Annotated in this window: 20 protein-coding genes and 3 tRNA genes; 16 read left to right on the plus strand and 7 right to left on the minus strand. The window is 72.8% G+C overall.

The window, feature by feature from the left end; genetic code table 11:
* The first annotated feature begins 114 nt into the window (after positions 1-114).
* From nadD to ACIRYZ_RS20760, 6 genes are all read left to right on the plus strand, one after another.
* On the plus strand, positions 115-747 hold the full coding sequence (gene nadD, locus ACIRYZ_RS20735) for a nicotinate-nucleotide adenylyltransferase (RefSeq protein ID WP_393027736.1): 633 nt from the start codon (positions 115-117) through the stop codon (positions 745-747).
* Positions 748-760: 13 nt separating this feature from the next.
* The gene (locus tag ACIRYZ_RS20740) at positions 761-2,566 is read left to right on the plus strand and encodes an LCP family protein (RefSeq protein WP_402946121.1); all 1,806 of its coding nucleotides are present in this window, start codon (positions 761-763) and stop codon (positions 2,564-2,566) included.
* A gap of 186 nt (positions 2,567-2,752) precedes the next feature.
* Positions 2,753-3,211 carry a ribosome silencing factor gene (gene rsfS / locus ACIRYZ_RS20745; protein ID WP_402946123.1) on the plus strand — a complete coding sequence of 153 codons (459 nt, stop codon included), beginning with the start codon at positions 2,753-2,755 and terminating at the stop codon, positions 3,209-3,211.
* Positions 3,208-3,855 carry a histidine phosphatase family protein gene (locus ACIRYZ_RS20750; RefSeq protein ID WP_402946441.1) on the plus strand — a complete coding sequence of 216 codons (648 nt, stop codon included), beginning with the start codon at positions 3,208-3,210 and terminating at the stop codon, positions 3,853-3,855. The genes rsfS and ACIRYZ_RS20750 overlap by 4 nt, the downstream gene beginning before the upstream one ends.
* 180 nt (positions 3,856-4,035) lie before the next feature.
* Positions 4,036-4,108, plus strand: a tRNA-Ala gene (locus ACIRYZ_RS20755).
* A 57-nt stretch (positions 4,109-4,165) separates the two neighbouring features.
* Positions 4,166-4,238 (plus strand) — tRNA-Ala (locus ACIRYZ_RS20760).
* 101 nt (positions 4,239-4,339) lie between these two features.
* On the opposite strand, the gene ACIRYZ_RS20765 is transcribed toward ACIRYZ_RS20760, so the two are convergent.
* Complete coding sequence (locus ACIRYZ_RS20765; RefSeq protein ID WP_402946125.1) at positions 4,340-5,239, minus strand: helix-turn-helix transcriptional regulator; 900 nt, start codon at positions 5,237-5,239, stop codon at positions 4,340-4,342.
* 103 nt (positions 5,240-5,342) lie between these two features.
* On the opposite strand from ACIRYZ_RS20765, the gene ACIRYZ_RS20770 reads away from it, so the two are divergent.
* From ACIRYZ_RS20770 to ACIRYZ_RS20805, 8 genes are all read left to right on the plus strand, one after another.
* The gene (locus ACIRYZ_RS20770) at positions 5,343-6,782 is read left to right on the plus strand and encodes an MFS transporter (RefSeq protein ID WP_402946127.1); all 1,440 of its coding nucleotides are present in this window, start codon (positions 5,343-5,345) and stop codon (positions 6,780-6,782) included.
* A gap of 223 nt (positions 6,783-7,005) precedes the next feature.
* A tRNA-Ala gene (locus ACIRYZ_RS20775) sits at positions 7,006-7,078 on the plus strand.
* A 97-nt stretch (positions 7,079-7,175) separates the two neighbouring features.
* On the plus strand, positions 7,176-8,471 hold the full coding sequence (locus ACIRYZ_RS20780; protein ID WP_402946129.1) for a hypothetical protein: 1,296 nt from the start codon (positions 7,176-7,178) through the stop codon (positions 8,469-8,471).
* Positions 8,472-8,745: 274 nt separating this feature from the next.
* Entirely contained in the window at positions 8,746-11,631 is a 2,886-nt protein-coding gene (gene leuS / locus ACIRYZ_RS20785; RefSeq protein ID WP_402946131.1) for a leucine--tRNA ligase, read from the plus strand.
* 337 nt (positions 11,632-11,968) lie between these two features.
* Complete coding sequence (locus ACIRYZ_RS20790; protein ID WP_402946133.1) at positions 11,969-12,739, plus strand: hypothetical protein; 771 nt, start codon at positions 11,969-11,971, stop codon at positions 12,737-12,739.
* A 71-nt stretch (positions 12,740-12,810) separates the two neighbouring features.
* Positions 12,811-13,656: a DegV family protein gene (locus ACIRYZ_RS20795; RefSeq protein WP_402946135.1), complete on the plus strand. Its 846-nt coding sequence runs from the start codon at positions 12,811-12,813 to the stop codon at positions 13,654-13,656.
* 133 nt (positions 13,657-13,789) lie between these two features.
* Positions 13,790-14,695 (plus strand): helix-hairpin-helix domain-containing protein, encoded by a 906-nt coding sequence (locus tag ACIRYZ_RS20800; protein WP_402946137.1) that lies wholly within the window; start codon positions 13,790-13,792, stop codon positions 14,693-14,695.
* A 79-nt stretch (positions 14,696-14,774) separates the two neighbouring features.
* The gene (locus tag ACIRYZ_RS20805) at positions 14,775-17,375 is read left to right on the plus strand and encodes a ComEC/Rec2 family competence protein (protein ID WP_402946139.1); all 2,601 of its coding nucleotides are present in this window, start codon (positions 14,775-14,777) and stop codon (positions 17,373-17,375) included.
* A 331-nt stretch (positions 17,376-17,706) separates the two neighbouring features.
* Here the strand turns inward: ACIRYZ_RS20805 and ACIRYZ_RS20810 are convergent, their stop codons facing one another.
* Complete coding sequence (locus ACIRYZ_RS20810) at positions 17,707-19,344, minus strand: alkaline phosphatase family protein (protein WP_402946140.1); 1,638 nt, start codon at positions 19,342-19,344, stop codon at positions 17,707-17,709.
* A 267-nt stretch (positions 19,345-19,611) separates the two neighbouring features.
* Positions 19,612-19,905 (minus strand): hypothetical protein, encoded by a 294-nt coding sequence (locus tag ACIRYZ_RS20815; protein ID WP_402946142.1) that lies wholly within the window; start codon positions 19,903-19,905, stop codon positions 19,612-19,614.
* A 136-nt stretch (positions 19,906-20,041) separates the two neighbouring features.
* On the opposite strand from ACIRYZ_RS20815, the gene holA reads away from it, so the two are divergent.
* Complete coding sequence (gene holA, locus ACIRYZ_RS20820) at positions 20,042-21,040, plus strand: DNA polymerase III subunit delta (RefSeq protein ID WP_393027767.1); 999 nt, start codon at positions 20,042-20,044, stop codon at positions 21,038-21,040.
* Positions 21,041-21,059: 19 nt separating this feature from the next.
* Here the strand turns inward: holA and ACIRYZ_RS20825 are convergent, their stop codons facing one another.
* The 4 genes from ACIRYZ_RS20825 to ACIRYZ_RS20840 form a co-directional block, all read right to left on the minus strand.
* Entirely contained in the window at positions 21,060-21,962 is a 903-nt protein-coding gene (locus ACIRYZ_RS20825; protein ID WP_402946145.1) for a hypothetical protein, read from the minus strand.
* A 281-nt stretch (positions 21,963-22,243) separates the two neighbouring features.
* Positions 22,244-22,513 (minus strand): 30S ribosomal protein S20, encoded by a 270-nt coding sequence (rpsT, locus tag ACIRYZ_RS20830; protein WP_196951699.1) that lies wholly within the window; start codon positions 22,511-22,513, stop codon positions 22,244-22,246.
* Between the two features lie 136 nt (positions 22,514-22,649).
* On the minus strand, positions 22,650-24,089 hold the full coding sequence (locus ACIRYZ_RS20835) for an acyltransferase family protein (RefSeq protein WP_402946147.1): 1,440 nt from the start codon (positions 24,087-24,089) through the stop codon (positions 22,650-22,652).
* Positions 24,090-24,121: 32 nt separating this feature from the next.
* Positions 24,122-24,427, minus strand: coding sequence for an antibiotic biosynthesis monooxygenase family protein (locus ACIRYZ_RS20840; protein WP_393027772.1), 306 nt, complete (start codon positions 24,425-24,427; stop codon positions 24,122-24,124).
* Positions 24,428-24,616: 189 nt separating this feature from the next.
* Here ACIRYZ_RS20840 and lepA point away from each other — a divergent pair, with 189 nt between their 5' ends.
* Positions 24,617-26,485: a translation elongation factor 4 gene (lepA, locus tag ACIRYZ_RS20845; RefSeq protein WP_402946149.1), complete on the plus strand. Its 1,869-nt coding sequence runs from the start codon at positions 24,617-24,619 to the stop codon at positions 26,483-26,485.
* Positions 26,486-26,553 lie beyond the last annotated feature (68 nt).

Here is a 26,553-nt window from a genome sequence, read left to right on the forward strand (position 1 = left end):
CGGACCGCCAGGGGAGCGTCCGGCCATCGGGCCGGCCGCTCCCTCACGCATCTGCGGGCAACCCCCACACGGGCGTTCCCGCACCGTAACGGGCGTCGCGTAAGGTGTGGCGGCATGGGAGAGCAGGCCGGGATTCCCGGCGGACCGGAACCGGTGAAGAAGCGCCTCGGCGTGATGGGCGGCACCTTCGACCCGATCCACCACGGCCACCTGGTCGCCGCCAGTGAGGTGGCGAGCGCGTTCCACCTGGACGAGGTGGTCTTCGTCCCGACCGGGCAGCCCTGGCAGAAGTGCGACCGGCAGGTCACCTCGGCCGAGGACCGCTACCTGATGACGGTCATCGCCACCGCCGAGAACCCGCAGTTCTCGGTCAGCCGGATCGACATCGACCGCGAGGGCCCGACGTACACTGTCGACACCCTGCGCGACCTGCACGCCCTGCACCCGGACGCCGACCTCTTCTTCATCACCGGAGCCGACGCGCTCGCCCAGATCCTGACCTGGCACGACTCCGACGAACTCTTCTCGCTGGCCCACTTCGTCGGATGCACCCGCCCGGGGCACACTCTGTCGGACGCCGGACTTCCGGTGGGCGGGGTCTCCCTGGTGGAGGTCCCGGCGCTGGCCATCTCCTCCACGGACTGCCGCAACCGGGTCGCCAAGGGCGAGCCGGTCTGGTACCTCGTCCCGGACGGCGTGGTCCGCTACATCGACAAGCGGGCGCTGTACGCGCCGCACGGGACCTGAGCCAGGAGCCGGCGTGACGGAACGCAACGGGCAGCAGCCGGAGGAGTGGTCCACCGGGCAGTACGAGCAGCCGTACCAGGGGTACCAGCAGCAGCCGTACGAGCAGCAGGCGCAGTACGACCAGTACGGGCAGCCGGTGTACGGGCAGGGCACCTACGGCGGCCACCAGCAGCAGGGGTACCAGCAGGGTTACCAGGGGTACCCGCAGCAGGGGCAGGGGTACGAGCAGCAACAGGGGTACGAGCAGTCGGCGCAGTACGACCAGTACGGGCAGCCGGTGTACACCCAGGACCCGTACGGCGGTTACCAGCAGCAGGCGTACCACCAGGGGTACCAGCAGCCGTACCAGGCCGCGCCGGTGGTCGCCGAGCCGCAGCAGCCGCCGCAGCCCGAGGCCGGCGGCCCGGCCGCCGCAGCCGCGCCCGCTCCTGTCGAGCCCGCGGCTCCCGCCGCCGTGCCGACGCGCCCGCGTACGCCCCGGCCGGCCGCCGAGGCGACCCCGGACAAGCCCGAAACGCCCTCCGAGCAGGTCGCCGGGGCCCGCTCCGGCAAGGCCGGCTCCCGGGCGCCCAAGGACAGCTACACCACGGGCGAGTTCACCTTCGTCGACGAGGAGGCGGAGGAGTCCGAGGACGTCATCGACTGGCTGAAGTTCGCCGAGTCGCGCAGCGAGGTGCGCGCCGAGCGCCGCCGCAAGCTGCGCAACCGGCTGGTCGGCCTCGGTGTGGTGCTGGCGCTCGCGGCGGGCGGCGTCGGCGGCTACCTGTGGTTCACCGGCGACAAGCCGACCGCGGCCGCCGCGGCCGGCGGGCGCCAGGTCAACGTCGTCCACCTGCGCGACCTGCAGGGCAAGACGTCCAGCGCGCTGCTGGTCAACGACGCCTCCGGGCACAAGGGCACGGTGCTGCTGCTGCCCGACAACCTGCGGCTGCCCGGCCCCGGCGATCCGCCGGTGACCACCGTCGGCCAGGCCATGGACGCGATCGGCGCCTCGGCGACCCGTGACGGCCTGGCCACCGTGCTCGGCGCCCCGGTGGCGGGCACCTGGCGGCTGGACACCCCGTACCTGGAGATGCTGGTCTCCCAGCTCGGCGGTGTCCGGGTGGACACCAACGCCGAGACCCACGAGGGCGGCAAGCCGGACGGCAAGCTGCTGTCCGCGGCGGGCAAGAACACCCTGCTCAGCGGCAAGGCCGCGGTCGCGTACGCCACCCTGCAGGGGCCGGGCGAGAACCGGGACGCCCAGCTGGCCCGGTTCGGGCAGGTGATGGACGCGGTGGTGCGCACCATGCCGACCGAGTTCAAGGACGCCAAGGACGACGTGCACCGGATGAACGCGGTGCTCGACCCCTCGCTGCCCGAGGACGCCCTCGCCGGGGTGCTCGCCCAGCTCGCCCAGCAGGCGAAGGACGGCCACTTCGGCACCGCCGCGCTGACCGTCAAGCCGGACGGCGGGCTGGACGAGGCGACGGCGGGCAAGCAGGTCAAGGACGTGCTCGGCGGCACCGTGAAGTCCACGGCGGCCGGTGACACCTCGGCCCGGGTCTCGCTGCAGGACGCCAGCGGCAACGACGCGGCCGCGGCCGCCGCGCAGGTCCAGATCGTCAACTCGGGCCTGACCTTCATCCCGGGCGGCGCCAAGACCGCCGCGCAGGCCACCAGTGAGATCCGCTACACCGACGACGCCCGGCAGGCCGCGGCGAAGTCGCTGGCGACCAGCCTGGGGCTGCCGGACTCGGCGGTGAAGAAGGTGGGCGATGCGCAGAACGCGGACCTGGTGGTCGTGCTCGGCAAGGACTACCAGCCGCCGAAGCAGTAGGTCGGCGGTCGGGTCCGGCCCCTCCGGCCGGCGCCCGGCGCCGACGGCCGGGCCCGGTTCGGCCGCGCCCGGCTGTCGGCGGCCCCGGAAAACGGTTCCGGGGCCGCCGGGGCGGCGTGAGATCCTGGAAGGCGACCCCCGGCTGAGCGCCGGGGTCCCCCCAAGCCGCCGAGCCGGAAGAACACCGTGACCGTCACCGACCACAGCCAGCAGCTCATCACCGTCGCCGCGCAGGCGGCGGCCGACAAGCTGGCGCACAACATCATCGCCTTCGACGTCAGCGAGGTGCTGTCGATCACCGACGCCTTCCTGATCGCCTCCGCGAACAACGACCGCCAGGTCCGCTCGATCGCCGAGGAGATCGAGGACCAGCTGCGCGAGCAGCTGGACATCAAGCCGGTGCGCCGCGAGGGCGAGCGCGAGGGCCGCTGGATCCTGCTCGACTACCTCGACATCGTCGTGCACGTCCAGCACTCCGAGGAGCGCTCCTTCTACTCGCTGGACCGGCTCTGGAAGGACTGCCCCGAGCTGCCGCTGCCCGAGGACGCCGTGGCCTCGCGCAACCGCCCCGACGCCATCACCGACCAGGCCGGCAACGCCGTCGCCCCGGCCGACGACTTCGGCAAGCCCGAGGACCTGCACTGAGCCGGAACGCGCGCGGCCCGCGCGTCGTCTTCTGGCGGCACGGTCAGACCTCCTGGAACCTCGAGTCGCGCTTCCAGGGCAGCACGGACATCGAGCTGACCGGTCAGGGCGTCCTGCAGGCCCAGCGGGCGGCCCGGCTGCTCTCGGGCCTGCGCCCGGACCTGCTGATCTCCTCGGACCTCAAGCGCGCCCGGCGCACCGCCGAGGAGCTGGCGGCGGTCACCGGGCTCGACGTGCAGCACCACGAGGGCCTGCGGGAGACCTACGCGGGCTCCTGGCAGGGCCTGACCAACACCGAGATCCGTGAGCGCTACCCGGAGGAGTACGCGGCCTGGGCGGCCGGGGAGCCGGTGCGGCGCGGCGGCGGGGAGCTGTCCACCGAGGTCGCCGACCGCTCGGTGCCGGTGGTGCTGGAGGCCGTCGCCAAGCTGCCGGAGAGCGGCACGCTGGTCGTGGTCAGCCACGGCGGCACCATCCGCACCATGCTCGGGCGCCTGCTGGGCCTGGAGCCGGCGCTGTGGGAGTGCTTCGGCGGGCTGTCCAACTGCTGCTGGTCGGTGCTCGGCAAGGGGGCGCGCGGCTGGCGGCTGCTGGAGCACAACGCGGGCACGCTCCCGCAGCCGGTCATCGGCGACGACACCTGAGGGCTCGGTCCCGACGGTTCGGTCCCGACGGCCGGGGCACGCCGGCACTCGGGCGACGGGGGGCTTCGCTGGGGCCCGGAGGGGGCGGATTTCGCAGTTCCGGGCCTGACCAGCTAGAGTCTTCCTCGTTCGCAGGGAAGGAACGCAGCCCGGAAGGGAAGCGGGAGATCCGGTGAGTGCGGGGCTATAGCTCAGTTGGTAGAGCGCTTGCATGGCATGCAAGAGGTCTGGGGTTCAATTCCCCATAGCTCCACTCCGCATCGGCGGTCGTGGTCAGTTGGAGTTCCGGGGCCAGGGTCGTCCGTGTCGCGGGGCTATAGCTCAGTTGGTAGAGCGCTTGCATGGCATGCAAGAGGTCTGGGGTTCAATTCCCCATAGCTCCACAGCAGTTCGAGAGGCCGTCACCCACCGGGTGGCGGCCTCTCGGGTTTTGCCGGCTTCCCCCCGGTTTCCCCCCGGCCTCCCTCGGCTTTCGCCCGGCCCCTTACGGCTCGCAGGTGTGCCTCCAGCCGCCCGGTGGCAGGGAGTTCAGCCGCTCGACCAGCTCCCGGTCGTCCGGGCTCTCCGGGACGTACACCACGATGTAGCACTCCGGCACGCCCGGCATCGTCAGGTAGGTGGCGTTCAGCCGCACCACGCCGAGCACCGGGTGGCGGAAGATCCGCAGCAGGTTCTTCGGCGGGGCCACCTCCTGGCGGGCCCACAGCTCCCGGAACAGCTCGCTGCGCGCCGACAGCTGCTGCACGTGGGCCTCCCAGGCCGGCTCACCGACGTGCTTGCCGTACGCCGAGCGCAGCACCGCCACCATCCGCGGCAGGGCCTCGTTCGGGTTCTCGCACGGGTTGCAGCACGACGGCGTGGTCAGCATGCACCAGAGGCTGTTGAAGAAGACCCCGTGGGACGGGCGCATCAGCTCGGTGCCGAACAGCGAGCGGTACGGCTGGTTGAAGCTCAGCACGTCGAACCGGGTGTTGGAGACCGCCGCCGGCAGCGGGGCGAGCGAGTCCAGGATCACCTGGATCGACGGGCTCAGCTCCGGCGGCGCGGGCTGCGCGAGCGGGGAGGGGGCCAGACCGGCCAGCCGGAACAGGTGCTGGCGCTCGGTGCCGTCCAGCCGCAGCGCCCGGGCCACCGCCAGCAGCACCTGCTCGCTCGCGTTGATCGGACGGCCCTGCTCCAGCCACGTGTACCAGGTGACCCCGACCCCGGCGAGCTGCGCGACCTCCTCGCGCCGCAGGCCCGGCGTGCGGCGGCGCAGCCCCGGCGGCAGGCCGACGTCCTCGGGGGTGACCCGCGCCCGGCAGGCCTTCAGGAAGCGGGCCAGCTCGGTCCGACGGCGGTCGCGGCCGTCCGTCGCGGTGGGCAGGTCCTGGAGCACGGTCATGCCGTCCATCGTGCCGTAGCGCGCGCCGGCGATACAGGTGCTGCCAGTACCAGGATCAACAGGCTCTAACCACCAGTACCGGGACGGCCCCAGGCTGGTCGTCATGACGGACCTACAGATCCGGCCTGGCGTGGCCGGAGGCACCACCGGGGCCCCGGCGGTACGGCCGGGGCTCCTCCTCGCGCTCGTCCTGTGCGGGCAGTTCATGGCCGTGCTCGACGTCTCCATCGTCAACGTCGCGGTGCCCACCATCCGCACCGACCTGGGCGCCTCCGGCGCCGCCCTGCAACTGGTGATCGCCGGCTACACCATCAGCTACGCGGTCCTGCTGATCACCGGCGCCCGGCTCGGTGCCCGCTACGGCTACAGCCGACTGTTCCAGCTCGGCCTGGCCGCCTTCACCGCCACCTCGCTGGCCTGCGGCCTCGCCCCGGCCACCGGCTGGCTGATCGCCTTCCGACTGCTCCAGGGCGCGGGCTCGGCGCTGATGGTGCCGCAGGTGATGAGCCTGCTGCAGCGCACCTTCACCGGCGCCGCCCGCACCCGGGCACTCGGCCTCTACTCGGCGGTGCTGGCCGTCGGGATGGCGCTCGGGCAGGTGCTCGGCGGGGTGCTGGTCAGTGCCGATCTGTTCGGCGCCGGGTGGCGGCCGGTCTTCCTGGTCAACGTGCCGCTCGGGGTGGTGCTGCTGGCGGCCGGCGCCCGGCTGCTGCCGCGGCTGCCCGGCGACGCCTCGCGCGGCTTCGACGTCCCCGGCCTGGTGGTGCTGGGGGCCGCGCTCGGCCTGCTGGTGGTGCCGCTGGTGCTCGGCCACGAACTCGGCTGGCCGGCCTGGGGCTGGGTGATGATCGCGGGCAGCGTGCTGCTGTTCGGTGCGTTCACGGTGGTCGAGCGGGGCGTCGCCCGGCGCGGCGGGCAGCCATTGATCTCCGGACGGGTGCTGCGCGCCCCCGGGCTGCGCCCGGCGGCGGCCGGACTGTTCTCGATCATGGCGGCCTTCTCGGGCTTCATGTTCTCCTTCGCCCTGCACCAGCAGGCCGCGCTCGGCCACAGCGCGCTGCGCGCCGGGCTCTGCTCGGCGCCCGTCGCGGTCGGCTTCGGGCTGTCCAGCCTGCACTGGCACCGGCTGCCGGGCCGGCTGCACGGGCTGCTGCCGGTGTTCGCCGCCGTGCTGCTCGGGGGCGGCTACCTGCTGCTGGGGGTGCTGCTCGGCGGCGGCGCCGAGATCGGGGCGGTGCCGCTGGCGGAGATGGCCGCGCTCGGCCTGGTCGCCGGCTGCGCGTACGCGCCGCTGTTCGCCCGGGCGCTCGCGGGGGTGGCGCCCGAGAACGCGGCCGATGCCAGCGGGGTGATGGTGACGGTCATCCAGCTCGGGCAGGTGATCGGGGTCGCGGTGCTCGGCTCGGTGTTCCTCGGGCAGGTGGCCCTGCCGGCGCCGGCCGCCGAGTCCGGGCACGCGTTGGAGGTGACCCTCGTGGTCAACGCCGTCGGGGTGCTCGCCGGAGCGGGCTTCGCCGCGCGCAGCGGGCGGGCGGCGCGGTAGGCGCGTTCGCGGCAAGGCGCGGCAAGGCGCGGCAAGGCGCGGCGGGACGCGTCGGTGGCAGGACGTGCTGGTGGCAGGACGGGTTTTCGAGGTGCGGCCGCGGGCGTCGGCCACACCTCGGGAAACGGATTTCTGGAGCACCCCCGGACCGTGTAAAGTAGTCGATGTCGCCGAGGGAAACGGACGGAAACGGCCGAGAAACCCGGTGACATCGCATGATCAAGGGGCTATAGCTCAGTTGGTAGAGCGCTTGCATGGCATGCAAGAGGTCTGGGGTTCAATTCCCCATAGCTCCACAGTGATCAAGAGCCGCCCCCCGTCACGGGGGGCGGCTCTTCGCCGTTGTGTCCATGCCACCGGCGGGCGGGTGGGAAAGACCGCTACCGTCGTGCCATGGCCGATCTGCAGCGAAGGCGGAACGAGGAGCTGGCCCGGATACTGCACCAGCTCGGCTGGAGTCCGGAACGGCTGGCCCGCGAGGTGAGCCTCGCCCTGCCGCCGGGCCTGGCCATCAGCTCCACCGCCCCGTACAAGTGGCGCGACCGCGGCATGGTGCCGCGCAGCCCGCACGACCAGACGGTCTGCGAGGTGCTCAGTCGCACCCTGGGCATAGCCGTCACCTACGAGCAGCTCTGGGGTCGGATGGGCGGCCACCGCGGCGCCAAGATCCTCTCGCCCCGGCTGCTCACCGACCCGTGGACCGCCGACACCGCCCAGACCGCGCTGCGCGAGGCGGCCACCGACGCCGGACCCGTCCGCCTCACCGACCTGTTCCGCAGCGCCGACCTCGACCACGCCGCCGAACGGCTCGCCTCCCCGCCGCCGCCGGTCGGGGGCGGCGAGGGCGCGCTGCGCGTCGACCCCGGGCTGGTCGGCGAGCTCGGCCTGTCCTGCCGGAGCAAGCAGCGGCTCGAACGCTCCTGCGGCGGCGGCCTCGTCCTCGGCCCCGCCAGGGCCGAACTCGCCATGCTGGCCAAGCTGTTGGAGCTCGGCTCGTACGACGAACGACTGGGCCGCGAGCTGTACGGGACGGCCAGCAGGCTCGCCCGGCTGGCCGGCTGGGCCGCCTACGACCTCGGCCACGACGCCGCCGCCCAGCGGGCCTTCGTCGCCGCGCTGCGCGCCGCCCACGTCAGCGGCGACCCCAGGCTCGGCGTCGCCGGGCTCGGCGCGCTGGTGGTGCTCGCCACCCAGGGCGGCGGCGGGCGCGGCCTGGATGCCGTCACCGCGCTGCGCACCGCCCTGGACACCCACGGCCCCGCGCTCAGCCCCACCTCCCGGGCCCGCCAGCTCGGCCGGATCTCGCGTGCCCACGGCCGCCGCGGCGAGGCCGAGCAGGCCGAGGCCTTCGCCGCCCGGGCCTTCGCCGAACTGGACGGCCTGCCCGGCGCCGAGGAGGCCCGGGCCGACCTCGCCGGGATGGTGGGGGAGGGGCGGCTGGCGCTCGGCCGGTGCCGGATGGCCAAGCCGCTGCTCGCCGAGGCCGTCGCCGGGCTCGGGCCGGGGCGGGCCCGTTCCAAGGCGCTGCTGATGGTCCGGCTCGCCGAGACCCACCGGCGGCTCGGCGACCAGCGCGAGGCTGCCCGCACGGTGGCGCAGGCGCGCTCACTGGCGGCGGGGATGCAGTCGGAGCGGCTGGCGAAGGCGCTGCGGGACTTCGACGCGGCGGGGCGGGCGGCGGCGCGGTGATCCGGGCCCGCGGCGTGCCGTCCGCGGCGCGGTATCCCCGGAAGCGGCCTGACCTGCTTGCGGTACCCTGAGCCCATGCGAACCGTGCGCCTGCTCCTTAGCCGGCCGCGCTGACCAGGACCGGCTGCGCCCTCGGGCGGTGCCGGAGTCGGCGTGGCGTCCCCTCCTGCGAGGGGATTTTTTGTTTTCCGTCCCCGCCCGTGTCATGGGCCGGGTCCACGGGCCGGCCGCGTCGCGCGGTTCGCCAACTGACACCGATGGAGCTTGAAGGACCATGAGCGAGACGACCCCTGCGTCCGGCGCGGCCGAGACCGCGACCGAGCCGTTCCGGTACAGCGCCGCGCTGGCGGCGGACATCGAGTCCCGCTGGCAGGACCTCTGGGAGAAGGAGGGCACCTTCCACGCCCCCAACCCCACCGGTGCGCTGGCCGACCCGTCCGCGGGTGACGTCGCCGCGAAGCCGCACAGCTTCATCATGGACATGTTCCCGTACCCCTCGGGCGCGGGCCTGCACGTCGGCCACCCGCTGGGCTACATCGCGACCGACGTCTTCGCCCGCTACCAGCGGATGACCGGTCACAACGTGCTGCACACGCTGGGCTACGACGCCTTCGGCCTGCCCGCCGAGCAGTACGCGGTGCAGACCGGCACCCACCCGCGGGTCTCCACCGAGGCCAACATCGCCAACATGCGCCAGCAGCTGCGCCGGCTGGGCCTGGGCCACGACCCGCGCCGCTCGATCTCCACGATCGACCCGGACTACTACCGCTGGACCCAGTGGATCTTCCTGCAGATCTTCAACTCCTGGTACGACGAGGACGCCCGCAAGGCCCGCCCGATCGCCGAGCTGGTCGGCCAGTTCGAGTCCGGCTCGCGTGAGGTGCCGGGCGGGCGCGCCTGGGCCGAGCTGTCGGCCGCCGAGCGCGACGAGGTGCTGGGCGAGTACCGCCTGGCCTACGCCAAGGAGGTGCCGGTCAACTGGTGCCCGGGCCTGGGCACTGTGCTGGCGAACGAGGAGGTCACCGCGGACGGCCGCTCCGAGCGCGGCAACTTCCCGGTGTTCAAGTCCAACCTGCGCCAGTGGATGATGCGCATCACCGCGTACTCCGACCGTCTGATCGCCGACCTGGACCTGCTGGACTGGCCCGAGGCCATCAAGCTGCAGCAGCGCAACTGGATCGGCCGCTCCGAGGGCGCCCGGGTCGACTTCGCCGTCGACTCCGGCAGGATCACCGTCTTCACCACCCGGCCCGACACCCTGTTCGGCGCCACCTACATGGTGCTGGCGCCCGAACACGGCCTGGTCGACTCCATCGTCCCCGCCGCCTGGCCGCAGGACGTGCCCGCGGAGTGGACCGGCGGCGCCGCCACCCCCGCCGAGGCCGTCGCCGCCTACCGCGCCGCGGCCGCCGCCAAGTCGGACGTCGAGCGGCAGGTCGAGGCCAAGGTCAAGACCGGTGTCTTCACCGGCGCCTACGCCGTCAACCCGGTCAGCGGCGAGTCCGTCCCGGTGTTCATCGCCGACTACGTGCTGATGGGCTACGGCACCGGCGCCATCATGGCCGTCCCCGCCCATGACCACCGCGACTTCGCCTTCGCCCGCGCCTTCGGCCTGCCGATGCGCTGCGTCGTCGAGCCGACCGACGGACGCGGTGAGGACCCGGCGGCCTGGGACGACGCCTTCGACACCTACGACTCGGTCATCGTCAACTCCGCGCGCTCCGAAGGCGACCTGTCGCTGAACGGGCTGAGCGTCGTCGACGCCAAGGCCGCCGTCACCGCGTGGCTGGCCGAGCGCGGCATCGGCGAGGGCACCGTCAACTACCGTCTGCGTGACTGGCTGTTCAGCCGCCAGCGGTACTGGGGCGAGCCCTTCCCGATCGTCTACGACGAGGACGGCGTGATGCACGCGCTGCCCGAGTCGATGCTGCCGGTCGAGGTCCCCGAGGTCGACGACTACTCGCCGCGCACCTACGACCCGTTCGACTCGGACTCCTCGCCGGAGACCCCGCTGTCGCGCAACGAGGGCTGGGTCAACGTCGAGCTGGACCTGGGCGACGGCGTCAGGAAGTACCGCCGCGAGACCAACACCATGCCCAACTGGGCGGGTTCGTGCTGGTACGACCTGCGCTACGTCGACCCGACCAACACCGAGGCCGTCGCCGACCCGGCCAACGAGCGCTACTGGCTGGGCCCCACCGCGGCCAAGCCGGCCGGCGGCGCCGACCTGTACGTCGGCGGCGCCGAGCACGCCGTGCTGCACCTGCTGTACGCGCGCTTCTGGCACAAGGTGCTGCACGACCTGGGCCATGTCTCCTCCGTCGAGCCGTTCCACAAGCTGTTCAACCAGGGCATGATCACCGCGGACGTCTACCGCGACGAGCGCGGCTTCCCGGTGCCCGCCGCCGAGATCGAGGAGCGCGACGGCGCGTACTTCTGGCAGGGCGAGCCGGTCAAGCGCGAGGCCGGCAAGATGGGCAAGTCCCTGAAGAACGCCGTCGCCCCCGACGACATCGCCGACGAGTACGGTGCGGACACCCTGCGCCTGTACGAGATGTCCATGGGCCCGCTGGACGTCTCCCGCCCCTGGGACACCCGTGCCGTCGTCGGCTCGTACCGCTTCCTGCAGCGGCTGTGGCGCAACGTCGTCTCGGAGAGCACCGGCGAACTGGTCGTCACCGAGGAGCAGCCGGACGAGGCGACCCTGCGCGCCCTGCACAAGGCGATCGACGGCATCCGCGGCGACATGGCCGGGCTGCGCTTCAACACGGCCGTCGCCAAGGCGATCGAGCTGAACAACTTCCTGGTCAAGCGCGGCTCCACGCCGCGGTCGGTCGCCGAGCAGCTGGTGCTGATGGTCGCGCCGCTGGCCCCGCACATCGCCGAGGAGCTGTGGCGCCGCCTGGGCCACGGCGAGTCGCTGGCGCACGCCGACTACCCGGTCGCCGACCCGGCGTACGTGGTCGACGAGGCGGTGACCTGCGTGGTGCAGATCAAGGGCAAGGTGAAGGCCCGGCTGGAGGTCGCGCCGACCATCACCGATGCCGAGCTGGAGGCGTTGGCGCTGGCGGACCCGGCGGTGGTCGCGGCGATCGGTGACGCGACGGTGCGCAAGGTGATCGCGCGGGCGCCGAAGCTGGTGAACATCGTGACGGGCTGAGGGGTCGGCTGAGTTCTCGGCCGGGCCTGCGGTCGGGACCGGCTTGACCGGGCGGGTGTCCTTCGGGGCGCCCGCCCGGTGCGTTTGCGCGGTGGTGCGCGGCGGTGTCCTGTGGTGCGGTGGTGGTGCGCGGCGGTGTGCTGCGGTGCTGCGGTGCGGTGGTGCCACCGGTGCGTACCGGGCCCTCGGGGAGATCCCGGATCTGTCCCTGATCTCCGCCCGTCGGGCCCGTTCGGACCGTTTCCGGGCCGGGTGCGGCGGCTACGGTGGAACCCTCGGCAGTTCGGCCCGCGTTGGGCCCGGTGGGGGCCGACCCGGTAGCGGAAGGTGACGCGCGATGGACGTGTTCGGCGTGATGATCGGCTTGGTCCTGCTCTTCGGGATCGCGGTGCTCGTCCTGGCCGTGCGAGGCACGGTCAAGGCGGCCAAGGCCGTCGCCGCGAAGGTCGAGAAGCACGAGGCCAATGCCCGGCGCGCCGTCGAGACCGCCACCCTCAAGGCGAAGACGTACACCAAGGTCGGCCCGCCCGCGCAGATCGCCACCGTCCGGCTCAAGCTGCGGACCTCCCTGGACGGCACCCGGCAGGTGCTGGAGAGCGGGCTGCCGCAGGACGGCCAGCTCGGCGAGACCCTCGCACTGCTGACCCGGCTCGACGCCCACGCGGCGGAGCTGGACGGCGAGCTGCGGATGCTGGAGCGCGAGCCGGACACCGCGCGGATCGCGGCCAAGCTGCCGGAGCTGCGGGAGCGGGCGGAGCGGATCGTCCATTCGGCGGAGACCATGCGGTGGGCGGCGCAGGACCGGATGCACCGGTTCGCGGACGACGAGCTGAGCCGGCTGAGCCAGGAGTGCGAGAGCGAGGCGGGGGCGCTGCGGCATTGGGACACCGCGGGGGGCGGCTCCGCTGGTGCTGCGCCCGGGGCTTCGTCCGGTGCCGGTGCCGGCGCCGGTGCTGGTGGTGCCGGTGCGGCCCGGGTCGGGTTGACGGACGGGAAGGGGCGGCCGAGCGCGGAGGAGCTGCTCGGGCTGGCCGATCCGCTGGTGAAGCTGGCGCAGCGGCTGCGGAAGCCGTCGGCGGGGACCTCGGCAGGCCCCTCGGCTGGCTGATTTCCCGGCTCCTTCCGGTGCGTCCGGGAGTGCGCTGTCCTCCCGGACGAACGGGGAGTAACCTCCGGCTCATGGCCTCCGACCTCGCTCTTGTCACCGATTCCACGGCCTATCTGCCGCAGGAGAGCCTCGACCGGCACGGGATCACGGTGGTCCCGCTGAGCGTCGCGGTCGGTGACTCGGTCCTCAGCGAGGGCGTGGAGATCTCCCCGAAGGACGTCGCCGAGGCGCTGCGCGCCAAACAGCGGGTGACCACCTCCCGGCCCAACCCGGAGGCCTTCGCCGCCACCTACCGGGCGGCCGCTGAGGCCGGGGCGAAGGGGATCGTCTCGGTGCACATCTCCGGCGAGCTCTCCGGCACGGTCGAGGCCGCCCGGCTGGCGGCCGCCGAGGCGCCCGTACCCGTGCGGGTGGTGGACAGCCGGCTGGTCGGCATGGCCCTCGGGTACGGGGTGCTGGCGGCCGCCGAGGCGATCGCGGCCGGGCAGGGCCTGGCGGAGGCGGCCGGGGCGGCGGAGCGGCGGGCGGCCAAAACCAGCGGGTTCTTCTACGTGGACACCTTGGAGCACCTGCGCCGGGGCGGGCGGATCGGGGCGGCGCGGGCGCTGCTCGGGTCGGCGCTGGCGGTCAAGCCGCTGCTGCACCTGGACGGGGGGCGGATCGAACCGCTGGAGAAGGTGCGGACGGCCTCGCGGGCGATCGCCCGGCTGGAGGAGATCGCGGTCGAGCGGTCGGGGGAGGGTGCGGTGGACATCGCCGTGCACCATCTGGCGGCCGAGGACCGGGCCGAGCCGCTCGCGGAGCGGCTGCGGGCGCGGGTGCCGGGGCTCCGGGAGCTGTACGTGGGCGAGGTGGGGGCGGTGATCGGCGCGCACGTCGGGCCGGGTCTGCTCGCGGTGGTGGTCGCGCCGCGCTGAGGCGGCGGTTCGGTCAACTTTCGCAGGTTCCTCTCACTCGTGTGAGTGACGTTTTTTATCCACAACCCCTGGGTTATCCACAGGGTTTCGGTAATTTCCGCGGGCCGGCCGTCGGCCTCCTAACGTCCTCGCCATGACGACCTTGGGCCTGGGCGCGGCTAAGCGCCAAGCGATCAACGAGACGGTACGGCTGCGGATGGCGGCCCTGCTGCCGACGGGCGAGGAACCGACGGGCGAGGAATCGGCGGGCGGCCCCTGCACGGGTGTTCCCCCGTCCCCGGGGGCCGCTCCACCGTTGCCTGCCGAGGCGTCGCCGCCGGGAGCGGTCGACCCCGTCGGCCCTTCACCGGGTGACGGGGCGCGGCTGCGGTTCGCCACGGCGCTGGCGCTCGACCGGCGGGCGGTGGCCGGGCTGGTGATCCTGCTGCTGTTCGCGGTGGGTTACGCCGTGCAGCACTTCTGGCTGGCCAGACCGGAGGCGGTGGCCGTCCCGGCGCTCGCGGTCGCCTCGGCGCCGTCGGAGCCGGGCACGCCCTCCGCCCTCGCCCCGGCCGCCTCCGGGGCCGGGCCGCCCGAGGCCCCTGCGGGCCCGGGCACGGAGGGCGCCGTCGTGATCGACGTCGGCGGACGGGTCCACCTGCCCGGCCTGCACACCCTGCCCGGCGGCTCGCGGGTGGCCGACGCCCTGCGGGCGGCAGGCGGTCCGCTGCCGGGGACGGACACCAGGGGCCTCAACCTGGCCCGCGTGCTGACGGACGGTGAGCAGATCCTGGTCGGCGAGCAGGCACCGGCCCCCGTCCCGCTCTCCGGCGGCGCCAACGGGCCTCCCGGGGCCGGCACGCCCCGGCCACCCGTCAGCCTCAACCGCGCCACCCTTGAACAGCTCGACGCCCTCCCGGGCGTCGGCCCGACCCTCGCCCAGCGCATCCTCGCCTACCGCACCTCGCACGGCTCGTTCCGCACGGTCGACCAGCTCCGGCAGGTCAGCGGGGTCGGCGCCCGTACGTTCGCGGAGCTCCGCCCATTGCTGACGCTCTGACGCCCTGACGCTCTGATGCCCTGACGACCGTTCCGTTCCCGATGCACGAACTCGCCGACCGCCGAAGGGAGGCACCGCCATGTCCGCCGTCACCGCAGCGCTCCCGCGCCCCCGCTCCTCGGCCGCCGACTTCCGGCTGCTGCTTCCCGCCGTCTCGGCCTGGGCGGTCACGGCGGCGCTGCTGACCCTGGAGCCCGGGTCCGAGATCCTGCTCCGCTCGCTCGCGGGCGTCGCCGTGCTCGCGGCCGTCCCGCTGCTCGTGCGACCGGGCCTCCTGCGCCGGCGCGGGGCCGCGGTGACCCTCGCCGCCGTCCTGCTCACCGGAGCGGCGGCCGCGATCGCGACCCCGCTGCACACCGCCGACCTGCACCGAGGGCCGCTGCCGGAGCTCGCCCGTGCGGCCGAGCACGCCCCGCCGCGATCCGTGGGCACGCCCGCCCCGGCGGTGGAGGTGGAGCTGACCGTCGAGGGGGACCCGAAGGTCCACACCTCCCGCGGCGGCACCACCGGCGGGCAGACCCTCCTCACCGTGGAGGCCGTGGCCGACCGCGTCACCGTCCTCCCGGACGGGCGGGCCACCCGCACCCACACCCCGGTGACCGTCATGGTCCGAGGGCCGGAGAGCGGGCCCTGGCTGCGGCTGCTCCCGTCCGAGCGGCTGGCCGCGGAGGCCGAGGTCCGACCGGCGGGGGAGGGCTACGACACCGAGTCCGCGGCGCTGCTGGCCGTCCACGGCCCGCCCCGGCAGCTCGCGCCGCCGAGCCTGCCGCAGCGGATCGCCGGGCGGCTGCGCGAGGGCCTGCGCACGGCGTCCGACGGGCTCCCCTCGGACGCGCGCGGGCTGCTCCCGGGGCTCGTGGTCGGCGACACCTCCCGACTGCCCGACGATCTGGTGGACGCCTTCCGGGCCACCGACCTGGTGCACCTGGTGGCGGTCAGCGGGGCCAACCTCGCCATCGTCCTCGGCGTGCTGCTCGGCGCACCCGGCCAGGCCGGCACCGCGGAACGGCGCGGGCTGGCCGCGGTGCTGGGACTGTCGCTGCGCACCAGCGCCCTGCTGGGCACGGCGCTGACGCTGGCCTTCGTCACCGTCTGCCGACCCGAGCCCAGCGTGTTGCGGGCGGCGGGAACGGGACTGATCGGCATGCTGGCCCTGGCCACCGGCCGCCCCCGCCAGGCCGTACCCGCGCTCGCCGGAGCCGTGCTGGTCCTCGTCCTGCTGGACCCGTTCCTGGCCCGCTCCTACGGCTTCCTGCTCTCGGTGCTCGCCACCGCGGGGCTGCTCGTCCTCGGGCCGCACTGGGCCGAAGCCCTGCGGGCCCGACGCTGGCCGCACCACCTGGCGGGCGCACTGGCGGCGACGGCGGCTGCGCAGGCGCTGTGCGCGCCGGTGACGGTGGTGCTGTCCGGACACATCAGCCTCGTGGCGATCCCGTGCAACCTGCTGGCCGAACTGGCGGTGGCCCCGGCGACGTTGCTCGGCTTCGGGGTGCTCGTCCTGCAGCCGTTCCTCCCGTCCCTGGCCCGCCTGCTCGCCGAACCGGCCGGAGTGCCGGCCGGCTGGCTCGCCTTCGTGGCGCGCCGCGGAGCCGAGCTGCCGGGCGGCCAACTCTCCTGGCCGGGTGGCTGGTTCGGGACGGTGACGGTCGCCCTCGCCACCCTGGCCGTCTGCTGGGCGGCGCCCTCCCTGCTGCCCCGGCGGACGGAGCCCGGCCGGCGGGCCCGTTCCCGGCGCCGCTGGGCCCGGGCGCTGGTGACGGGTGCCCTGCTGGTGGTGCTGCTGGCTGTGTTGCTGCGCCCGCCGCAGCTCGCCCGGATCGCCACCGGCTGGCCGCCGCCGGGGTGGCGGCTGGCGATGTGCGATGTCGGGCAGGGAGACATGTTGGCCCTTCGAGCCGATGCGTCGGACAGCGCGGTGGTGATCGACACGGGGCCGGACTCGAACGCCGCCGATCGGTGCCTGCGTGACCTCGGCATCACGACGGTGCCGCTTCTGCTGCTGACGCACTTCCATGCCGACCATGTCGAGGGGGTGCCGGGGGTGTTGCGGGGTCGTGCGGTCGGTGCGGTCGAGGGCACGGTACTGGACGATCCGCCGGGAGAGGTGGCCCGGGTGGCCGACTGGGTGGCCGGGGCCGGGGTGCCGTTGCTGCGGGCGGGTCGTGGTGAACGGCGGTCGGCGGGTGCCGGGTTGGCCTGGGACGTGGTGTGGCCCGATCCCGTGGCGGCCGTGGAGGCGCCCGGCGCGAACAACGCGAGTGTGGCGCTGCTGGTGTCGCTGGCCGGTGGTCTGCGGATGGCGCTGCTCGGTGACCTCGAACCACCTGCCCAGTCAGCCCTGTTGGGCCGCTTGGGCCGGGTCGACGTCCTGAAGGTGGCGCACCACGGCTCGGCGCACCAGGACTGGGACTTGACCGCGGCGCTGCGGCCGCGGCTGGCCCTGATCTCCTGCGGTGAGGGCAACGCGTACGGTCACCCGTCCCCGCGCACGGTCGAGCGGCTGCGCGCGCTGGGCGCCACCGTCCTGCGTACCGACCGCGCGGGCGACATCGCCGTGACCGGTGACTCCCCGTCCACCCTCGCTGTCGCCGTTCACCCCCAGCCCTCCCACGGCGCCCACTCTGCTCGCTCCGGTCGCCAGGCCCACTCCACTGCCAAGCCCCGGGCTCCGCCCCTGTGACCCCCGCTCTTCTCCTCCCTCCACCAGGTGGGGCAGGGAAGCGGTGGGGGAGGTGGAGGGAGGGGTGGGGGGCGGGGGCCCGGGGAAACGATTGCGGCGCGCTCCGGGCGGGCCCGGAGCGCGCCGCGAACAAGCGTCGCGGCCGGGTGGGGGCGAGGTGGAACATGTCGCGCCGTCCGACCGTCTCGTCGGAGTGTGGCCGAGCGGCCGTACGCCAGGCGCGTACGGCCGCTCGGGTCGGTTCTGCGGTCAGCGGGTCGACGGGGCTGCGGTCGACCGGCCCACCGATCCACCGGCCCACCAGGTCACCGGACCGCCGATCCACCGGGCGTCAGCGGGTGGGCAGCACCCGGGTGTGCTCCTCGCGGACGGCCTGGAGCGCGTTGGGCTTGAGGCCGAGGAGCTTCAGGATGGTCGGCGCGATCTGCTTGGTCTCGACCTTCTCGTCCTGGCGGACGCCGCCCGGGGTGGCGGCGCCGGAGACGACCAGCGGCACGTTCAGGTCGTCAGCGTGGGCACCGCCGTGCTCGGCGATCTTGCTGCCGCCGGTGTAGACGACGCCGTACTGCGCGATGCCGAAGACGTCCGGCACGCGGGCGTCGCCCGGCGTGACGTGGAAGTAGTCGGCGGCCTCCTCGCCGGCGTAGATCTTCTCGACGCCACTGTGGGTGAAGGGGCGGGCCTTGCCGTTGATGTCGACGCCGGTGCCGCTCTGCGCCAGCAGGTAGTTCTTGGCGAACTCGGTGGCGGCCGGGGAGCGGTCGTTCAGCCAGAGCAGCACGCCGTCGTCGTCGACCGCGTGGGCGACCAGGTCGCCGGCGCCCGGGTGGGTGGCCCTCCAGGCGGCGTTGAGGCCGTCCAGCAGCGGGCCGTCGTCGATCCGGTTGAGCGCGGTCGGGTCGATCGGGGACTGGCCGTGCTTGGCCGAGAGGATCACGGTGGTGGAGCCGTCCAGGTGCTGCTTGCGCAGCTCCTCGGTCAGCGCGCCGAGCTGCTGGTCGACGAACTCCAGGTTCTTCTCGACCAGCGGGCCGGGCACGCCCTTGCTGACGTAGCCGCCCTGGAGGCCCTGGGAGCTCTTGAGCTTCTGCGCGGTGGAGACCGACTGGAAGTTCAGGCCGAACACCGCCGGGGTGCCGACCTGCTCCGAACGGCTGTGGTCGTAGCCGTCGATCTCGTTGAGGACGGCCTGCACCTTGTACGAGTCGTACTGCTCGGTGGCCTTGTTGTCCTTGGTCCAGTCGCCGTTGTACCCGGTCGCGTTGCTGTTGATCTCCGGGGTGAAGAGGTCCTGGATGCCCTCGCCCGAGGGGCCGTTGAGGATGTCGTAGGCGGCGTGTTTGTCCGACCACGCCGTGCGCAGACCGGCCTGGCGGGCCACCTCGAAGACGGTGTTCACCTGGAGGTAGGAGTGCGGATAGACCGGCTTGCACGTGTGCGGGTCGACCGGCAGCTTGGCCGGGTTGAGCAGGGTCCGCGGCCGGCCGGTCATCTGCAGGATGGAGCCGGGCAGGCCGGCGAGGCCCTGGCCGGCGTCGAGCGCGTCCTGGTTCTTGTCCAGGTCCTCGGTGAGGTCCACCTCGACACCGGGCTTGACGTCATTGCAGTCGGTGGTGCCGGCCGGGAGCAGCGCGGCGTTGTAGGTGTCGTCGTAGTAGACGCCGGTGGTGCCCGGGCCGCCGCCGGTCAGCTGGGCGACCATGCCGGGGAAGGAGTCCGAGGGGTTGACGGTGCTCGCGTGGGTGTACTCGACACCGCCGCGGACCAGCCGGGCCAGCGCCGACTGCGGGTGCTCGGCCACGAACCAGGCCAGGTCCGACTGGTGCAGGCCGTCGACGGAGACCAGCAGCACGTGCTTCGCGTGGGCGCCGCGGCCCTCCTCGGCGGCGGCTGCCTGGGCGACGGTGGATCCGGCCAGCACACCGGCGGCGCCGAGGGTGGCAGCCAGCCGGACATAACGACGGGTCACGGGGACTCCTGCGGAGGGGGAAGTGGCTGTGGCGGTGCCGTCCTAGGTTCAGAGGGCTCGGTATACCGGCGGCGGCGGAGACATGAACAGTGCTGAACCCCTGTGCGGAGAGATCCGGGAATTCGCCGAATCTCATCAACTGGATGCTCTGCAACGGGGATTGGTGTGCATACGCAGTCAATGGGGCGGCGGCGCGCTCCGGGTGGGGATCGGAGCGCACCGCGCAGGAGGGGCGGTGGGGTCCGCACCGGAGGGGTGGTGCCGGGGTCAGGCCTCCTCGCGCCAGCCCTCGTAGGAGGTGGCGAGGGTGTCGAGGGCGTGGAGCAGGGCGGGGGTCCAGCCGTCGGCAGGGGGGTCGAGGACGACGAGCCACTGGGCGTCCTCGGCGTCGTCCTCGCCGGCCAGGGCGTCGCGGACGATCTCCAGCTCGCCGAGGTCCGGGAGGTCGGCGCGGAGTTCCTCGGTGGCCTCGTCGGCGGCGTCGCGGTCGGGCAGGACGAGCAGCTGGCGGACGAAGGGGTCGTTGACGTCCGGGAGGTCGGTGGCGTGGTTCTCGGTCACCGGGCCATTGTCCAGGTCGGGCGGGTCGGGCGGGTCGGGCGGGTCGGGCGATCGGTCCGGGGGCCGGTCGGGTGGCCGATCGGGTGGCCGGTCGGGCGGCCGGGAGTGTCCGCGGCGCATGGGATGCTGGTAGGCGATGGCCAGGAAGAGTGCACCCGACGACCTGCTCGCCCCGCTGACCCTCGCGGTCGGCCAGGAGGAGCTGCTGCTGGACCGCGCGGTCGCCCAGGTGGTGGCCGCGGCGAAGGCGGCGGACCCGGACACCGACGTACGGGACCTGCCGCCCGGCGGGCTGCAGCCCGGCAGCCTGGCCGAGCTGACCACGCCGTCGCTGTTCGCCGAGCGCAAGGTGATCGTGGTCCGGGCCGCCCAGGACCTCTCCGCCGACTCGGTGAAGGAGGTCAAGGCGTACATCGAGGCCCCGGCCGAAGAAGTGATCATGGTGCTGGTGCACGCCGGTGGCGCCAAGGGCAAGGGCCTGCTGGACGCCGGTCGCAAGGCGGGCGGGCGCGAGGTGGCCTGCGCCAAGCTGGCCAAGGCGAGCGAGCGGCTGGCCTTCGTCAAGGGCGAGTTCCGCACGCTGGGCCGCTCTGCGACCCCGGAGGCCTGCCAGGCGCTGCTGGACGCGCTCGGCAGCGATCTGCGCGAGCTGGCGGCCGCGTGCAGCCAGCTGACCTCGGACGTCGAGGGCACGATCGACGAGACGGTGGTGGCCCGCTACTACAGCGGCCGGGCCGAGGCGACCGGCTTCGAGGTGGCCGACCTGGCCGTCACCGGCCGGGCCGCGGAGGCGCTGGAGCGGCTGCGCTGGGCGCTGGCCGTCGGGCAGCCGCCGACCGGCATCACCTACGCGCTGGCCTCCGGCGTGCGCAGCATCGGGCGGCTGGCGACCACCGGGCGGAACATGCGTCCGGCCGATCTGGCCCGCGAGTTGGGCATGCCGCCGTGGAAGGTCGACCGGGTCCGCCAGCAGATGCGCGGCTGGACCGGTGACGCGGTGGCCACCGCGCTGACCGCGATCGCCCAGGCCGACGCCGCCGTCAAGGGCGGCTCGGACGACCCGGCCTTCGCCCTGGAGCGCGCGGTGGTCGCCGTCGCCCGGGCTGCCCGGGCCGGCTCCCGCCCCGCCTACTGACGGTTCGGGGCGCTTCGCGCTACTTGCGCATGGCCCGTACGGCGTTGTCGGCGTCCGTCTGCAGCATGTTGCGGAGGTCGTCCATGGACGGCGGGGTGGCCTTCCCCTGGGTGTAGTTGGCGCTGTAGGTGATGTAGTACGTCATCCCGCCGTCGCGGATGTCCACCTCGGCGTAGATGTCGTGGTACTTGTCGGAGCCGTCGTCCTTGTACACGAAGTACGCCTCCTCGCCGATCCCCGTGATGTCGGTGATCTGGTAGCCGCGCGACCGGTAGACCTCCTTGTTGGCCGAGAGCTCGGGCGCGGGGTTCACCGCCTTGTGCAGGTCGGCGCGCATGTAGACCGAGGCGTACTCGCTGTCGCTGTCGCCGCCGATCCGCTTGAGCGACATCGAGCAGTTCATGCTGTCCAGGGCCGGGTTCCGGTCGGTGTGGTGGGACGGTGAGGTGCTGCTCGTGGTGACCGAGTACTTCTCCAGCAGCCGGGCGGGCTTCCCGGTGGCGCAGAGGTCGTCCGACAGGTGGTAGCTGCCGAGACCGCGCGGCGAGGAGTCGGTGCTGACCATGCCCGGGATGACCGTCACGGCGGTGGCCCAGCCGGCCGAGGCGAGCACCGCGCCGACGAAGGCCCAGACGGCGTTGCGGCGCAGGTTGCCCCCGGAACGGTTCCCGGAGCCGCCTCCGGCCGGTCCGCCGGTGGGAACAGCTCCGGAGAAGGCCGTAGGAGCAGCCCCGGGAGCGGCCGCCCCCGGTGCGGCGGGCAGCCCGGGCGGCGGACCGAAACCGGTCGGAGCCGACGAACCCGGCGCGGGCGCACCTGCCGAGGGCGCCCCCGGCACCCCCGGCGTCTGCTGCGGGAACCCGTACCCCGGCCGGTTCGCTCCCTGCCCAGGTCCCTGCCCCGGCGGCGGTGGAGTCGTCATGGAAGTCCCCCTCGTGACGGGCGCCCGGGGCGCTCCCCGCGCCTCGAACGCACCTCGGTCGCGCGTGACCGACCGACCATAGCGGCCGGAGCGGGAAACGCGACAGGCGCCGCAGTCGGCCTCTGGGGAAGAGACCGGCTGCGGCGCCTGTCGTACAGCTGGTGTGCACCGCACCCGCGTGGCGAACGCAGGCCGCGTGCGGTGCGAGTACCGCGCGCCTCAGGGTTCCGGGTAGAGGGCCGGGTCGTCCGAGGCGGTGGGGGTCGGAGCCCCCGGGGGCATCAGGCCTGGGCGGCCGCGTTGACGCGCTTGGTGATGGCCGACTTCTTGTTGGCGGCCTGGTTGGCGTGGATGACGCCCTTGCTCACGGCCTTGTCCAGCGCCTTGGAGGCGGCGCGGGCCAGCACGACGGCCTTCTCGGTCTCGCCGGCGGCAGCGGCCTCACGGGCCTTGCGCAGAGCGGTCTTCAGCGAGGACTTGACGGCCTTGTTGCGCAGGCGCGCCTTCTCGTTGGTCTTGTTGCGCTTGATCTGGGACTTGATGTTCGCCACGAAGGAGCCTCAGTCTGTCTAAAAGGTATTGAACGGGCTGCACCTGAAGGCCGCGGTCAAGCTGAGAGGGCATGCCGAGGCCAGGTGCAGCAGCCCACGCTACCAGGGGCCGACCGCCCGCCCCAAACCGGCAGTCTCAGCGACCCGGCGGTACAGGGTCGGGGGTGACGGGAGCGGGGCTGGCGGAGCCGGGGGCGACGGGAGCGCCGACCGCCGGGGCAACCTGGGCAGGGACCGGGGTGCCGGCCCCCCGGGCGTCGGCCGGGCCCCCGGTGTGCTGCTTGAGCCAGGTCAGGAACCGCCGTCCGAGCTTCTGGAACGGCACCTCGACCAGCCGGTACATCAGGTAGGCGGCCACGAGCGTGGCGGCCAGGAACGTCAGGGTGAAGAGGATCGCGAACCTGGTCGACGTCGGCGCCGGCGTCCCGAGGAAGAGCCACGGCATGCCGTGGAGCCAGTCCATGCCGTCGATGACCAGCCAGTGCAGCAGGTACACCGAGTAGCTGACGGTGCCCAGCCAGGTGAGCGCCTTCGGGAACCGCCGCTTCCTGAGGGCCATGCCCAGGACGAGCATGATCCAGGCCCCGGCGTAGGCGAAGGACCACGCCATCCAGCTGGTGGTCCAGGTCCGCCACAGCGCGTCCCCGTGGTTGTACATGCGCCCGCCGAGCACTCCGGCGAGGAAGACGAAGGCGCAGTAGGCGAAGGCCTGGATGCGGTCGATCTGGCCGTGCTCCGCGCGGTAGACGACGGTTCCGGCGAACATGGTCGCGAAGATCATCATCGTCTCGAACATGGCGGACCGGCTGCTGCCGAAGGCCAGCACCAACCCGAGCACGCCGAGCAGCAGGGCCCCGGTGCGGGTGAGCTGCGGGTTGCCGCTGATGGCGCAGAACAGGCCCATGGCCACCACGAGGCCGGCGGCCAGGATCAGGTTCTCGGTCGACAGGCCCTGCCTGGCCAGGTTCGCCGGGGTGAGCACCCCGCCGAGCAGGACCGCGCAGGTCGCGAAGCCCACCGCGATCGGTCCGCTCTGCCGGTGCTTGCGGAGCACGAAGAGGGCGGAGACGAAGTAGTAGAAGACCATCTCGTAGGTGAGGCTCCACATGATGCTGATGGCATTGGGCACGCCCAGCAGGTCCTGGAGCAGCAGGCCGTTGGCCCCCAGCGAGAGCAGCGGGTGTTCGAAGACCGCGCGGTCGATCATCTGGTTGTGTCCCGACGGCAGGATCACCAGCGCGGCGACGAAGCCCACGATGAGCGCCGGGTAGATCCGGAACACCCGGCCGACCCAGAACGCCTGCATGTCGCCCCGCCGTTCCAGGGAGGCGGGCACGATGTAGCCGCTGACCAGGAAGAACAGCATCACCCCGAACAGGCCGAGGTCGAAGTGGTGGGTCAGTGCCATGCCGTGCGGGATGAAGAACCGCAGTCCGAAGTGGTGCAGGGCCACCGCGAGGGCGGCGAGGCCGCGCAGCGCGTCGAGCCAGCCGAGCCGTGCCTGGGCCGATTCGGCCTTGCTGTGCCGTCTTGTCCGCGCTCCGCGGGGCGCGCGGCTCAGTTCGATGCGTCTCACGGCTGGGCAGGTTAGCTTACGGACCGTGCCCGTTACGCGTCGAGTAGCGGCTCGCCGTAGTGCTCGACCTCCGGGAACGGTCGGTAGAACCGGTGCAGCAGCTCCCGCCACCGCTGGTACTCGGCCGAGCCGCGGAACCCCTCGGTGTGGTCGGCGAGCGTCTCCCACTCCACCTGGAGCAGGAAGCGCGAGCCGCGTCCCTCGTCGAGGCAGCGGCGCAGTTCCAGGGAGCGGAAGCCCCGCTGGACGGCGATCAGCGGACGGGCCTCGGCGAAGGCGGCGAGGAACTCCTCCTCCCGGCCGGGCAGGACGTCGAGCAGCGCGCTTTCCAGGATCACGAACGGCCATCCTGCCGCCTCATGGCGTGCGGCGGAAGGCTCCGAGGTGCCCGAACGGCGTCCAGTGCCGCAGTCGTGGGAAGATGGGAGGAACTATTTCGATCGGACGAGACTGTCCGGTCCCCGGGATAGCCGGTCAGCGATGATCCGGACACCCCCGGCCCCGGACCAACGGAGAATCGGACCAAGGTGCCCGCGACCCCCAGCAATGTGCCAGAGCCCAGCCGTACCGACCCGGCGCTGATCCGCAACTTCTGCATCATCGCCCACATCGACCACGGCAAGTCGACGCTCGCAGACCGGATGCTGCAGATCACCGGCGTCGTCGACCCACGGCAGATGCGTGCCCAGTACCTCGACCGCATGGACATCGAGCGCGAGCGCGGCATCACCATCAAGTCGCAGGCGGTCCGCCTTCCGTGGGCCCCCAAGACCGGGCCGGACGCCGGGACGACGCACATCCTCAACATGATCGACACCCCGGGCCACGTGGACTTCACGTACGAGGTGTCCCGCTCCCTCGCGGCCTGCGAGGGGACCATCCTGGTGGTCGACGCGGCCCAGGGCATCGAGGCGCAGACCCTCGCCAACCTGTACCTGGCGCTGGAGAACGACCTCACGATCGTCCCGGTCCTGAACAAGATCGACCTGCCGGCCGCCCAGCCGGAGAAGTACGCGGCCGAGATCGCCCACATCATCGGCTGCGACCCCTCCGACGTGCTCCAGGTCAGTGCGAAGACCGGCCTCGGCGTCGAGGACCTGCTGGACCACATCGTCAACACCATCCCGGCCCCGGTCGGTGTGGCGGACGCCCCGGCCCGCGCGATGATCTTCGACTCGGTGTACGACTCCTACCGCGGCGTGGTCACCTACGTCCGTGTCGTGGACGGTCAGCTCACCAAGCGCGAGCGCATCGCGATGATGTCCACCGGCGCCACCCACGAGCTGCTGGAGATCGGCGTCATCTCGCCCGAGCCGAAGGTCGCCGACGGCCTCGGCGTCGGCGAGGTGGGCTACATCATCACCGGCGTGAAGGACGTCCGGCAGTCCAAGGTCGGTGACACGATCACCTCGATGCACAAGGGTGCCACCGAGCCGCTCGGCGGCTACAAGGACCCGCGTCCGATGGTGTTCTCCGGCCTGTACCCGCTGGACGGCTCGGACTACCCGCTGCTGCGCGACGCCCTGGACAAGCTGCGCCTCAACGACGCCGCCCTGGTGTACGAGCCGGAGACCTCGGTCGCGCTCGGCTTCGGCTACCGCTGCGGCTTTCTCGGCCTGCTGCACCTGGAGATCATCCGGGAGCGCCTGGAGCGCGAGTTCAACCTCGACCTGATCTCCACCGCCCCGAACGTGGTCTACCGGGTGGTGATGGAGGACGGCACCGAGCACACCGTCACCAACCCGAGCGAGTTCCCGTCCGGCAAGATCTCCGAGGTCTACGAGCCGGTCGTGCGCGGCACCATCCTGGCGCCCAACGAGTTCGTCGGCGCGATCATGGAGCTCTGCCAGTCCCGCCGCGGCAGCCTCCAGGGCATGGACTACCTGTCCGAGGACCGGGTCGAGCTGCGCTACACCCTGCCGCTGGCCGAGATCGTCTTCGACTTCTTCGACCAGTTGAAGTCCAAGACCCGCGGCTACGCCTCGCTCGACTACGAGCCCATCGGCGAGCAGAGCGCGCAGCTGGTCAAGGTGGACATCCTGCTGCACGGCGACGCGGTGGACGCCTTCTCCGCGATCGTCCACAAGGACAAGGCCTACAGCTACGGCGTGATGATGGCCGGCAAGCTGCAGAAGCTCATCCCCCGCCAGCAGTTCGAGGTGCCGATCCAGGCCGCCATCGGCTCCCGGGTGATCGCCCGTGAGACGGTCCGCGCGATCCGCAAGGACGTCCTCGCCAAGTGCTACGGCGGTGACATCTCCCGTAAGCGGAAGCTGCTGGAGAAGCAGAAGGAAGGCAAGAAGCGGATGAAGATGGTCGGCAGCGTGGAGGTCCCGCAGGAGGCCTTCATCGCCGCGCTGTCCACCGACGCCGAGACGCCGAAGGACAAGAAGTAGCGGCGAGCGGCACCAGGAGGGCCCGGGCACCCGCCCGGGCCCTTCCGCGTTCGCGCAGGACGCCGTTC

The organism is Kitasatospora sp. NPDC101155, from assembly GCF_044768305.1.
Classification (GTDB): Bacteria; Actinomycetota; Actinomycetes; order Streptomycetales; family Streptomycetaceae; genus Kitasatospora.